This is a genomic window from Paenibacillus sp. FSL H7-0442 (assembly GCF_038593105.1).
Classification (GTDB): Bacteria; Bacillota; Bacilli; order Paenibacillales; family Paenibacillaceae; genus Paenibacillus; species Paenibacillus polymyxa_D.
In genome coordinates, this window is record NZ_CP151963.1 from 5,233,194 (window position 1) to 5,246,120 (window position 12,927).

At 47.0% G+C, this 12,927-nt stretch carries 14 protein-coding genes; all 14 read right to left on the reverse strand.

The window, feature by feature from the left end; translation table 11 throughout:
* Positions 1-55: 55 nt before the first annotated feature.
* Entirely contained in the window at positions 56-1,483 is a 1,428-nt protein-coding gene (spoIID, locus tag MHH57_RS23065; RefSeq protein WP_340933442.1) for a stage II sporulation protein D, read from the reverse strand.
* 228 nt (positions 1,484-1,711) lie between these two features.
* On the reverse strand, positions 1,712-3,067 hold the full coding sequence (gene murA, locus MHH57_RS23070; RefSeq protein WP_029518503.1) for a UDP-N-acetylglucosamine 1-carboxyvinyltransferase: 1,356 nt from the start codon (positions 3,065-3,067) through the stop codon (positions 1,712-1,714).
* Positions 3,068-3,391: 324 nt separating this feature from the next.
* Positions 3,392-3,643 carry a DUF1146 family protein gene (locus MHH57_RS23075; protein WP_013373430.1) on the reverse strand — a complete coding sequence of 84 codons (252 nt, stop codon included), beginning with the start codon at positions 3,641-3,643 and terminating at the stop codon, positions 3,392-3,394.
* Positions 3,644-3,989: 346 nt separating this feature from the next.
* Positions 3,990-4,403 carry a F0F1 ATP synthase subunit epsilon gene (locus tag MHH57_RS23080; RefSeq protein ID WP_013312322.1) on the reverse strand — a complete coding sequence of 138 codons (414 nt, stop codon included), beginning with the start codon at positions 4,401-4,403 and terminating at the stop codon, positions 3,990-3,992.
* Between the two features lie 69 nt (positions 4,404-4,472).
* Positions 4,473-5,873 (reverse strand): F0F1 ATP synthase subunit beta, encoded by a 1,401-nt coding sequence (gene atpD / locus MHH57_RS23085; protein ID WP_029518505.1) that lies wholly within the window; start codon positions 5,871-5,873, stop codon positions 4,473-4,475.
* 121 nt (positions 5,874-5,994) lie between these two features.
* On the reverse strand, positions 5,995-6,861 hold the full coding sequence (atpG, locus tag MHH57_RS23090) for an ATP synthase F1 subunit gamma (RefSeq protein ID WP_023990707.1): 867 nt from the start codon (positions 6,859-6,861) through the stop codon (positions 5,995-5,997).
* 175 nt (positions 6,862-7,036) lie between these two features.
* A complete protein-coding gene (gene atpA, locus MHH57_RS23095) occupies positions 7,037-8,551 on the reverse strand; it encodes a F0F1 ATP synthase subunit alpha (RefSeq protein ID WP_029518506.1) in 1,515 nt (504 codons plus the stop codon).
* Positions 8,552-8,570: 19 nt separating this feature from the next.
* A complete protein-coding gene (locus MHH57_RS23100; protein WP_029518507.1) occupies positions 8,571-9,116 on the reverse strand; it encodes a F0F1 ATP synthase subunit delta in 546 nt (181 codons plus the stop codon).
* Entirely contained in the window at positions 9,113-9,601 is a 489-nt protein-coding gene (atpF, locus tag MHH57_RS23105; RefSeq protein ID WP_023990709.1) for a F0F1 ATP synthase subunit B, read from the reverse strand. The genes MHH57_RS23100 and atpF overlap by 4 nt, the downstream gene beginning before the upstream one ends.
* A gap of 113 nt (positions 9,602-9,714) precedes the next feature.
* Positions 9,715-9,939: a F0F1 ATP synthase subunit C gene (gene atpE, locus MHH57_RS23110; protein ID WP_025683777.1), complete on the reverse strand. Its 225-nt coding sequence runs from the start codon at positions 9,937-9,939 to the stop codon at positions 9,715-9,717.
* 104 nt (positions 9,940-10,043) lie between these two features.
* Complete coding sequence (atpB, locus tag MHH57_RS23115) at positions 10,044-10,868, reverse strand: F0F1 ATP synthase subunit A (RefSeq protein ID WP_209947802.1); 825 nt, start codon at positions 10,866-10,868, stop codon at positions 10,044-10,046.
* Positions 10,869-10,897: 29 nt separating this feature from the next.
* Positions 10,898-11,278: an ATP synthase subunit I gene (locus MHH57_RS23120; protein ID WP_069010012.1), complete on the reverse strand. Its 381-nt coding sequence runs from the start codon at positions 11,276-11,278 to the stop codon at positions 10,898-10,900.
* Positions 11,271-11,525 carry an AtpZ/AtpI family protein gene (locus tag MHH57_RS23125; protein ID WP_069010013.1) on the reverse strand — a complete coding sequence of 85 codons (255 nt, stop codon included), beginning with the start codon at positions 11,523-11,525 and terminating at the stop codon, positions 11,271-11,273. The genes MHH57_RS23120 and MHH57_RS23125 overlap by 8 nt, the downstream gene beginning before the upstream one ends.
* A gap of 171 nt (positions 11,526-11,696) precedes the next feature.
* Positions 11,697-12,866: a UDP-N-acetylglucosamine 2-epimerase (non-hydrolyzing) gene (wecB, locus tag MHH57_RS23130; protein ID WP_069010014.1), complete on the reverse strand. Its 1,170-nt coding sequence runs from the start codon at positions 12,864-12,866 to the stop codon at positions 11,697-11,699.
* Between the last annotated feature and the right edge of the window lie 61 nt (positions 12,867-12,927).

The window sequence follows — 12,927 nt, forward strand, 5'->3', positions numbered from 1 at the left end:
GTAACCAGTGTTACCGGGTGCAACTCTTTTATACTTCAAAGTTTCGAAATATTTACTAACTTAGAATACGAGAGGCTTGCGCAAAAGAAATGCCAGTATAATAGTGAAGGAGTATTTGAGTGGCAGTATGACCTTCTTTGGCCATTCCATTGGCTCCCCACTGACTCATACCAACACCATGACCATAGCCATAGGTTGTTATAGCAATCCGGTCCCCTTCAGCCTTCCACGTAAACTCAGCCGAACGCAACCCCAGTTTGTTACGGATCTCAGGTCCTGTAAAGATTGAGCCACCAACTTCAATTTTCTTGATGCGATGTCCTTCTGTCTTGGAGAGTATACGAATTTCTGGCATACTTCCTCCTCCAGTAGAGGCGGCAATTGCAGTACGACTTAACCCCAATCTATCGAACACGCTTTGACGACTCAGTGTGACGGTTTCTGAATAACGCGGGGCCAACTGCTTGTCCCATGGACTTGATACGCTTCGTAAATAGGGCACTGCCTTCGCCCACACATCCTCTGAATTTTCGGTGTAGCCATTGCTAGTAGAAAAAAAAGATGCCGTAATGGGCTTGCCTTCATATACCATGATCGTATCCTTGGTGTCTCGTACGGCCTGCTGAATTTTAGCCAGCTCTGCGGATTTACCAGAATGTCCCCATTCTCTAGTAAGTTTAGCTTTGGAGATATAAGCCTGATGTTTAACAGTATCCGTCACATCTGCTCCCGCAGGGGCACCGCTAGTGTCATCAGCCAGCAAGCGCCGGGCAATGAAGGTACGCGCGGCAATAGCCTGCGCTTTCAGTGCCTCCCCCTCGAAGCTGGGCGGCATTTCGGCGGCTACTACGCCGACAATGTATTGCTCCAGCGGTAACGTCTCCGTGCGACCGGTGGACGTGACGTACACACGCACGTCCGGCTCTGCCGCCACCGGCACGCTGCGCGTTGGAGCCGCGGGCACCGCTGGCATCGGCGGGACGCCCGGTAAGCGCGTGACGGGCGCCTCACCCTTTGCCGTCACGCTAGGCGCAGCCGGTGCTGCCGTGCGGCTGCTTGGCGGCACCGGCTGCGCCGTCTGGCGAGGCCACGCCATTAGCGCGGGCACAGCCATGGCAAGCACCAGCACCCCTGCCATGGCGGCGAATGGCAGCCATGGGCGGCGGCTGCCCCAGCGTGGGGCACGCCCGGTGGAAGGACGCAGGTGCGGCAGCGGGCTTGCAGCGCGTGTGTCATGGGCCGCTACTCCAGCGATAGGCAGAGCCGTATCAACGGAGTTCACAGCGGAAGGCACGGCTGTTGTACGCCGATTGGGCTTGACGCCAGTCGGCAATGTACCTCTTGCGTCCGACTGCTGTTGCATAAGCTTATTTTTCTGTAACAAGGTAGCTATAGAGCCAGTGTCTTCCTCCGCAAGTGAAGCCTGGCGATGTTCCTTAGGATGATGAATGGGTATACGGATGCGAACCTGTGAATCTTTCATAGGCTGAAACCTCCATCAAAGGGCTAAATGTCCGGCTGAAAGTATAGATATACTCCAGCAGATATTTTCAATCATATGAAGTCGTCCACTTTGATAGAACCATTTTAAGAGAACTGAAAGAATGAAAAAGACTGGCTATAAACAATAAAAAGAACCAAGTCCCTTCGGACTTGGTTCTTCGTTGTTTAAGAATATACGTATGCAACATGAAGCTACATGCGTTAAAGCTTAGGCGAGGGAAGGCTGAATCTTCTTAAACAGATTCCCAGACGCCTCTTCCGGCATTACGCGCTCTGTACTGGGTGAATGATCCAGTTTGGACTCTTCCACGGTCACTCTGTAAATGTCCGCTCCCAATCCGGTCAGCTTCTCAGCCAAATGAACGTAACCACGATCGATGTGATGTACACCAGATACTTCCGTTGTACCTTCTGCAATGAGTCCGGTCAGAATTAACGCAGCACCTGCACGCAAATCTGTAGAGGTTACTTTCGCACCTGTCAGCTTAGCATTACCCGTTACAATGGCAGAACGGCCTTCGACCTTAATCTCCGCATTCATGAGATGAAATTCATCCACATGCATGAAACGATTTTCAAACACGGTTTCCGTAATAATGCTCGTTCCTTCAGCGGCAAGCTGAAGTGCCATCATCTGTGACTGCATATCGGTAGGAAAACCTGGATAAGGCAACGTTTTAACATCAACGGCTTTTAACGGCTTATCTGCAATGACACGAATTCCGTTCTCATCAGGTTGAATGGTTACACCCATTTCTTCCATCTTGGAAATAACCGGACCCAAATGATCGGATATTGCGCCTTCTACATATACGTTCCCGCCTGTGATCGCAGCAGCAACCATATAAGTACCTGCTTCTACCCGGTCGGGAATGACGGTATGTTTTACACCATGCAGCTTCTCAACGCCTTCAATACGAATAACGCCCGTGCCCGCACCACGTACTTTGGCACCCATTCCATTCAGGAAATTTGCGAGATCAACAATCTCAGGTTCCTTAGCAGCATTCTCGATGGTAGTTACGCCCTCAGCAAGAGTAGCGGCCATCATAATATTCTCGGTTGCCCCTACGCTGGCTACATCCAAATAAACTTTAGCTCCACGCAGACGCCCGTTACTTTTAGCTTCAATAAAACCTTGGCCCAGGCTAATTTCCGCGCCCAATGCCTCAAAACCCTTCAAATGCTGATCAATGGGTCGCGTTCCGATTGCGCATCCGCCTGGAAGCGAGATTCTTGTACGTCCCAAACGCGTAAGCAGCGGTCCCATAACCAAGAATGAAGCGCGCATTTTCCTAACCCACTCGTAAGGGGCTTCACAGGAAATTATCTTCCGCGCGTCAACACGAATGACCTCATCTTGGTATGTAACGCCTGCTCCTAAGGACTCCAGCACTTTGTTAATGGTCATCACATCGTCTAGAGGAGGTGCATCAATAATAACACTTTCTCCTTCTTCTCCTAGCAGAGAAGCGGCGATGATCGGCAGAACTGAGTTTTTGGCTCCGCTGACTTTGACACTCCCGGTCAATCTGTTGCCACCGCGGACGATAAATTTGCTCATCTATGGTTCCCTCCGCGCGTCATTTCTCTTTTCCATTCTGGAAAAAAAGAACATATTCCGCTATTTTCATGCCTTGCTTTTTCATTACATAAAAAAACAAGATTTTACTAATACCCTAACTGCCATCATACCACTGATTAAAACAAGTATACAAGCGTTTTTTTGTACTTGACGACCATTGTACTCTAACTGATTCAGCCAGCTATACATGCATGGTTCTTTTGTTTACCATTGTTAACAATATGACGCGATGTTATTCGACAATTCCCGCAGAGACACAGTCATAAGGTCATATAACCCGCCTACTTCATGTTAAAACAAATTCTAGAGCATCTGGCTCCAAGAGATGTAGCTCAACAGGAACCCCGAAACCAACTGTCCCAAAATAATAGCAAGAAACAAGTGCAGCAATCTGCCCTGCGGTCCTTTCGGTTGTCGGATTAACAAATCCAGCTTTAAGCTCTGTAAAGCCCACCAAGCTAATGCTATACAAATGAGCGATACGATCATAGAGATCAGCGCGGTCATACTCGCCGATTGACTTAGCTGTTCTGCCAATTGCTGTTTCCCGTTCAACCTTAATTCCCCCCATCTGCGTCACAGACTTCTTTATAATACTCGGCGAACGCCTAATATGCCAGTGCTATTTCTGTTTTTAGGACATTTATTTCGACAAAATGTGATTAATCACTTCTGTTTCGTGAATTTAAAAGGTACTAAATACCTAGCAGCCAGGCAAGAAATAGGACTGTACATTTGGTAATAACAGCTAAAAAAGAGTCCGATCACAGTGATCGAAGGAAGCAAGGTTCCTCCTCACCCTCTACCGGACATTTTCTGGCAGAAGTTATGAATTGGTCTCCTTGTCGTTCCATCCGTATACTATGCCGAACCCTTTTAAAATTCCACTTAAACTCCAATATTAATTCTTATTGGTTCTGATGCTTGTAGCATTTAGACGGTTAAGCGCCCGTTGCAGAGCTACTTCCGCCCGATGATGATCTATCTGTTCCTGCTTGCTCTGGAGCCGCAGTTCTGCCCGCTCCCTTGCCGCACGGGCACGCTCCACATCAATTTCTTCGGAACGTTCCGCACTCTCAGCCAAAATGACCACTTTATCCTTGCGGACTTCAAGAAAGCCCCCATTGACCGCGATCACTTCAGTTTGACCACCGATTTTAATGCGTATCGGTGCAATCTTCAAGGGAGTGACCAAGGGAAGGTGTCCGGGCAAAATCCCAAGATCGCCTTCCGAGCCGCGAACACTGATGCTGTTTACCTGTTCTGTATAGACCAGGCGCTCCGGCGTCACAATCTCTAGTAAATACGTGCTCACTTGAATCCCTCCTGGAAGCTGTCCGCAGACAGCTCACTTCGTAAGGCTCGCTAATCTTTGCCTGTATGTTTACAGCGTTTTAGCTTTTTCAACTGCTTCTTCGATGGCTCCTACAAAAAGGAAGGCCGCTTCTGGAAGGTGGTCATACTTGCCTTCCAAAATTTCTTTGAAGCTTCGTACAGTTTCTTTAACCGGCACATATTTACCCGGGAAGCCGTTAAATGTTTCGGCAACGTGGAAAGGTTGAGAAAGGAAACGCTGGATTTTACGTGCACGTGCTACCAACATTTTATCTTCTTCACTCAGCTCATCCATACCCAGGATGGCAATGATATCCTGAAGCTCATTGTAGCGGGCCAAAATTTGTTTTACCCCTTGCGCTACATTGTAATGCTCTTCACCCACAACGTCTGGAGCCAAAATCCGGGAGCTTGATGCAAGTGGATCAACCGCCGGGTAAATACCCATTTCGGAAATTTTACGTTCCAGATTCGTTGTAGCATCCAAATGGGCAAACGTTGTAGCAGGAGCAGGGTCAGTGTAGTCATCCGCAGGCACGTAGATCGCCTGAATGGAAGTAACGGAACCTTTTTTAGTAGAAGTAATCCGTTCTTGCAATTGACCCATCTCAGTAGCCAGCGTAGGCTGGTAACCTACTGCTGAAGGCATACGTCCCAACAGGGCAGAAACCTCAGAACCCGCTTGGGTAAAGCGGAAAATGTTATCAATAAAGAGCAACACGTCACGGCCTTCTTGGTCACGGAAGTATTCCGCCATCGTCAGACCTGTGAGAGCTACACGCAAACGTGCACCCGGAGGCTCGTTCATTTGTCCGAACACCATCGCTGTTTTGTTGATGACGCCGGAATCTCTCATTTCATGGTACAAGTCATTTCCTTCACGTGTGCGTTCACCTACACCCGCAAATACAGAAATACCACCATGCTCCTGAGCGATATTGTTAATCAATTCTTGAATGGTTACGGTTTTACCTACACCAGCACCACCAAACAATCCGACTTTACCACCTTTGGCATAAGGAGCCAGCAAGTCGATAACTTTAATACCGGTTTCGAGCATCTCTGCTTGAGTTGTCAGCTCATCGAAAGAAGGAGCTTGACGGTGAATTGGGTTTCTAGCCGTTTCACTCATATCAGCACCATTATCAATTGGCGTTCCAAGTACGTTAAATACGCGTCCAAGAGTTGCTTCGCCGACAGGTACTGAAATAGGTGCTCCCAGATCTATGGCTTCAGCTCCACGAACCAAACCATCTGTGGAAGACATGGCAATACAACGCACACGGTTGTCACCTAGATGTTTTGAAGCTTCGAGCGTCAGGTCAATTTTGACTCCGCTCTCCAGCACAGTCCCAATATGAATGGCATTCAGGATTTCCGGAAGTTGTCCACGTTCAAACTCAACGTCGACAACCGGACCCATGATGCTCACTACGCGTCCTTTGTTCATCTTTTGGTTTCCCTCCTACAAGCTTGCACAGCCGCAAATCCGAACCACTCTGATTTGTTTTGCGCCCGCAATTTATCATAATAGTGTAGACTCTGCTATAAAACAGTCGCTATAAGCCTGATTAAGACTGAGCACTTGCTCCTGCAACGATTTCCGTAATTTCCTGGGTAATAGCCGCTTGACGAGCACGGTTATAGGTCAAGGAAAGCTCACCAATTAACTTGGAAGCATTCTTCGTAGCAGATCCCATTGCCGTCATCTTCGCTCCCAGTTCACTAGCTTTACCATCCAGCAAAGCGCCGTAAATGAGCGTTTCCGCGTAACGTGGCAGCAATACTTCCAGCACTCCTTCTGGTGAAGGCTCATACTCATAGTTAATTGAGGATGAAGCTGTAGCTGAATCCGGTGTCGCCATTGGTAACAGACGGTCAACTGTTGGAATTTGAGTCAATGCGTTGACAAAGCGGTTATAGCATAGATAAAGCTCATCAAATTCTTTAAGTTCAAAGCCTTGTACAGCCTTGCTTGCAATCGTTTTGATATCTGCAAAAGCAGGTGTATCCGACAGATCTGTTACTGATTCAGCGATAGGAAATTCACGACGTCTAAAATAATCCCGTCCTTTTCGCCCAATGATGAAAATCACAAATTCATCCTGTGAACGGTGACGTTCAGAAATCGTCTGCGTAACCTGTCGTAAAATATTGGCGTTATAACCACCAGCCAGACCACGATCAGATGTAATGATGAGATAAGCAGTCTTTTTAACCGGACGCGTTTCCAGCATTGGATGCTTGATGTTATTCGCTCCAGAAGCAATGCTACTCACAACTTCCTTAAGCTTTTCCGAGTAAGGACGAGCCGACTCCGCTTTCTCCTGAGCTTTTCTCAGCTTGGATGCAGCGACCATTTCCATCGCTTTCGTGATCTGCTTCGTACTCTGCACACTTTTAATCTGACGTTTAATCTCGCGCATACCTTTTGCCATGATTTCACCACCTTCAAGCTTTGGCAAAGCCAAAGCTAACTTCGTAAGATTCAAATCCAGCCGGGCATATGTTAAAGGGCCTGTTATTGAGGGTAAAACATGCCAAGGAAGCCAAAACCCGGAGGGCACGCTTCCTTAGAACATCTTTCATCATAAACAGGCAAATTCCAATGTATTATACCGACGTGGCGAATGATTTTTTGAATTTCTCGATAGCTGCCTTCAAAGCCGTTTCGTTATCAGCCACCAAGTCTTTCGTGTCGCGGATAGATTGAAGCACGTCCTGATGGTCAGACACCATGAAAGACAGGAAGTCTTTTTCAAAACGTTTTACATCCGCTACAGGGATATCATCAAGGAAGCCTTTTACAGCAGTATACAAGCTCACTACTTGTTGCTCTACAGCAAGCGGTTGGTTAACACCCTGTTTCAGAATTTCCATCATGCGTGCGCCGCGATCCAAACGGGCTTTTGTGGATTTATCCAAGTCGGACCCGAATTGGGAGAACGCTTGAAGCTCACGATATTGAGCAAGATCCAGACGCAGGGAACCTGCTACCTTTTTCATCGCTTTAATCTGAGCTGAACCACCTACACGAGATACGGAAATACCTACGTTGATCGCCGGACGTTGTCCTGCATAGAACAAGTCAGCTTCCAGGAAGATCTGTCCATCTGTGATGGAGATAACATTGGTTGGAATATATGCAGAAACGTCGGAAGCCTGTGTCTCGATGAACGGCAATGCGGTAAGTGATCCGCCGCCCAACTCATCATTCAGCTTCGCTGCACGTTCCAGCAGGCGAGAGTGAAGATAGAAAACGTCACCCGGATATGCTTCACGGCCCGGTGGACGACGCAGCAACAGGGACAATTCCCGGTAAGCTGACGCTTGTTTAGTCAAGTCATCATAAACAACAAGGACATGCTCGCCTTTGTACATGAAATACTCACCCATAGCGCAGCCAGAGTAAGGAGCAATGTACAGCAATGGTGATGGCTCGGAAGCTGATGCCGTAACGACAATCGTATATTCCAGCGCACCGTGACGACGCAATGTTTCAACAACTTGAGCTACCGTGGATTGTTTTTGACCAATAGCGACATAAATACATTTCATGCCGTTACCTTTTTGGTTCAAAATTGCATCGATTGCGATAGATGTTTTACCTGTTTGACGGTCACCGATGATCAACTCACGTTGACCACGGCCAATTGGAACCATCGCATCAATAGCTTTAATCCCCGTCTGCATAGGCTCATGTACCGATTTACGGGCCATAACGCCTGGAGCCTGACTTTCAACCGGACGGAATTCTGTTGTAGCAATCGGTCCTTTACCGTCTACTGGTTGCCCCAATGGGTTAACTACACGTCCAATCATTGCTTCCCCTACAGGGACCTGCATGATCTGGCCTGTACGTTTTACTTGACCACCTTCACGAATGTCGGAGAATTGACCCAAAATAACAACACCGACATTGCTTTCTTCCACGTTGAGCGCCAAGCCCAATACGCCAGTGTCGAATTCAACCAATTCACCGGCCATAACTTTTTCCAGTCCGTAGACGCGGGCAATACCGTCGCCGACTTCAACAACAGTGCCGACTTCAACGACCTCGATATCATTTTTATATTGTTCAATCTGACTTTTAATCAATGAACTGATTTCCTCAGGTTTGATACTCAAGTGTGTTCACCCCTATCTTCTATACTCGTCTGTTAAAGGATTTCTCGAGACGATCCAGCTTGCCGGCCAGACTGCCGTCGTACAATGTATCGCCGATAACCACTTTTAATCCGCCCAGCAGACTCGGGTCCACTATATTTTCCACACGGATTGTTTTATGTTCACGGGCTCCGAATTCCTCGGCTACCGCTGTTTTTTCCTGATCACTTAAAGCATAAGTCGAATACACCTTTGCATGAGCAAGTCCCAGCTTGTATTCCTGAATATCGAGGTATCCGGCAAGGAGAGATTCGAACAAATCTGCTCTACTACGCTGAATCAACAGTTTGATCGTGTTAATTAGCGAGGCAGACAACTTGCCTTCAAAACTGTTAGCCAGAACTTGAAGCTTGACCGCTTCCGTAATGTTAGGAGAATTAATGAATTTACGGATTTCAGCATCCCCCGATACAGCCTCTACAAAAGCACGTAGCTCCTGCTCGGTTTCCATAATGGTCTGTTCCTGCTCTGCCACTTCAAACAAAGCTTTCGCATACCGTTTGGCTACTACCGTATCCCGGCTCATGCTTTGCCTCCTACCTCTTTAAGGTATTGGTCGACAAGCTCTCCCTGGACTTGGTCTTCCTTGATTTCCTTTTGAATCAGTTTGGAAGCAATTTGTACCGAAGCTTTACCCACTTCGCTGCGCAGTTCGGCAACCGCCTTATTACGCTCGCTTGTGATTTCACGAACAGCTTCGTCTTTCAGGCGGACAGCTTCGTCCTTGGCCTGAACAATAATTTGCTCCGCTTGTTTGTTACCTGTTTGTTTTGACTGCTCAATAATGTCGTACGCTTCCTTACGTGCCTGCTGGAGAGCCTGCTTTTGCTCCTCAACATAAGCAGCAGCCTGTTCACGCGTCTGTGCCGCTTCATTCATTTGCTGTAATACAAGCTGACGCCGCTTCTCCATAACGGAAAAGAGAGGTCCGAATGCATAACGCGTTAGTAACCAGTACAAGATCAAAAATGCAATAATTGTGAAAACGATACTTGTCCAATTTAAACTCAATTGAAGTCACTCCTTTCCGGTGAACGTCAGTCCTAGTTATCCCTTAAGCCAAGCAACAAAGAAGGCGCGGATGGCTGTGGCCTTCCCCGCCAAACCTTGCAAGTTTCAAATTATTATGCCTTAGCGTAGAAAATAAACGCCAGAACGACCCCGATAATAGGCAAGGCTTCAACCAGACCTACACCGATAAACATTACCGTTTGCAAAGTTGATTTAGCCTCAGGCTGACGAGCGATACCTTCAACTGTTTTACTTACAATCAGACCGTTACCAATACCTGCGCCGAGCGCACCCAAACCTACTGCGATAGCTGCTGCTATTAATGCCCAAGCTCCCATTTAAAAAATCCTCCTTAGAGATGTGTATTTGTGTTGTACATGTATTTGCAGTTAAGAGCGAAGCGTACTCCTGAACTTAACTAAAAACCCGAAACTAATTTTAACTAATGCTCTTCTTCATGCGTGTCAATTGCCTGCGAAATATATACGAACGTCAAAATGGTAAAGACGAACGCCTGAATACTGCCGACAAAAATACTGAATCCTTGCCAGACCACGAGTCCCAATACGGAAGCAACCATACCTCCCACACCAAGTGCTGTCATTTTCAGCAGAACACTGATCAAAACTTCGCCGGCAAAAATATTACCGAATAGACGCATACCATGTGTCAACAGTTTTGAGAACTGCTCAATCAAGTTAATTGGCAAAAAGAATGGAAATGGCTGAATGTAATGCTTGAAGTAAGCTTTGGTATTACGGAAAATCCCCAGGAAATGAACCAGGACAAAGATCATCAAAGCCAGTCCAATGGATACCCCTGCATCTGCGGTAGGTGATTTCCACCAGCTGATACCTACATGGGCAGCTTCGCCCGGGTGAGACGCCTGTACTTGTTCTAATGCTTCTTTGACTGGAATGATTTCATGTCCAAATACTTGGGCACTTTGCGCATTATCGAACTCGGTCACAATCCCGAACGGTAAGCCTAGCATATTTCCGACGAAGATGAACATGATCAGCGTCATCCCCAAGGAGAGGAATGGCTTCCCTTTTTTCAAATCCATCGTGCTGGTAATCAGTCCTTGAACGAATTCGACGACCCATTCCATAAAATTTTGCAGCTTGCTTGGATTGTCCACAGACAAATTGCGCGTTGCAGCAAATGCCAGTCCAAATACAATCGCGCAAGTCACAACCAGCATAATAATGACGGACAAGTCAATGTTAAATCCGCCCAATTCGATAATCGGTGATTCATGCAACATGTTTTCTCACCCCTTTCTCAGTTGAGCCATCATTTTTCCTGTAGCGCGAATATGATGCCTATAATTAAAAGAAGAAATTGTCCAGTCACCAGGCTTGCCATTACAGCGATCTCATGGAAATAGGCTGGAAATTCTAGCGCCAGCACTACTGCCAAAATAGAGGTCCCTACTCGAACGCCAAAGCCAATGCCCACCTTTTTCTTCTTGCCTTCACCGGCGGCTGCATTCGCAACCTGTCGAATTTTGTAGGCCATATACAGCACATTAAGACAGCTTACTCCCGTTCCCAGAATGATTCCGTGAGCAATGTCACGATGTTGGGGCATGAAGGCGGAGACCAGGAAACACAGAGCCATAATACCAAGCGCTACGATCCATAACATTTTTTGCATACGGGTCATCTCATTCATGGTTATCCCTCAATACCTTTCCGATCACAAGGGCAATACTTAATGCGCCTACAACCAAGCCTGCGAGAACGCTTACGCCAATCCAAATTCCGGAGCCATCAAGTTTAGCATCGAGCCACTTTCCGGCATAGAAACCACCCAATGTGCATATCGCCAAATCAATGCCGATCGCGCTCACCAATCCAATTGCCTTGAAGGCATTCCCGGTGTTATTTCGGTTGTTGTTTTGCTTGGAAGGTTTGACCACTTTTCCATGTCACCCCTGCAATTCCAGTCCATTTTACTTAAATATAAGATGCTTTGTCAATTGAGATATTTTAGCGCCCTAAAGTATAAAATCAAACGACAAAGCATCTTAAATTGCTGTATCCCTTGGTAACCGTACAGTTTAACTGTATGCTTGCCTTGTAAAGAATAATTATATCGGACGAACACCTTTTGTGAACATTGTGTGAAATTCTTCAGGACGTTCGGATTGAACGCCATAATGGTGCAAAATCGCATTGACAATTCTTACTGATGCTTTTCCATCGCCGTAAGGATTCGCTGCCTGACTCATAGAATCGTACAACGCGGAATCTGTCAAAAGTGCCTTGGTCCGATTGTACACGTTCTCTTCGCTCGTACCCACCAGTTCCAAGGTGCCCGCTTCAATTCCCTCCGGTCTTTCAGTCGTATCACGCAGCACCAGAACAGGTACTCCGAACGAAGGCGCTTCTTCCTGAAGCCCACCGGAATCCGTAAGGATCAGATGTGTATGTGGGTAAAAATTGTGCAGATCCACGACATCCAGCGGATCAATCAGCTTAATACGCGGATGGTTGCCTAAAATCTCAAATGCAGGTTCCTTCACAGCCGGACTCGGATGAACCGGATAAACAATAGCGATATCCTCAAACTCATCTGCAATGCGCTTAACTGCATTAAAAATCTGACGATGCGGTTCCCCTTGGGATTCCCGACGATGTGCTGTCATAAGAATCAGGCGTTTGCCCTGAGCCCAGTCCAGTACAGGGTGCTCGTAATCTTGGCGAACCGTATACTGAAATACGTCAGTTACTGTATTGCCTGTAACATATATTCGCGATTCAGGCTTATTTTCCTTCCGCAAATTTCCAGCCGATAAAGAAGTAGGCGAGAAATGCAGATCAGACAGTACGCCTGTAAGCTGACGGTTCATTTCTTCAGGATATGGAGAAAGCTTGTTCCACGTCCGCAAACCCGCTTCCACATGCCCTACTTCAATCTGCTGCATAAAGGCTGCATAGCTGGCGAGGAAAGTGGTCAGCGTATCGCCGTGAACCAACACGATATCGGGCTTGGCCTCACGCAATACAGGTTCCAGACCTTGAAGTACCCGCATGGAGATTTCATTTAGTGTCTGGCGATCCTTCATTACGTCCAGATCATAGTCAGGGTGAATATTGAAAACTTCCAGAACCTGATCAAGCATCTGGCGATGTTGAGCCGTAACGCATACTACGGACTCGATATGCTCTGGGTGACGCTGAAGCTCCAAAATAAGAGGAGCCATCTTAATCGCTTCCGGACGCACACCAAAAATTGTCATCACTTTGATTTTGGACATTTTCTGTTGAACCCCTTTTCATAATAAATGTCCGCTTCACAGATCTTCCATTATTTAAAAT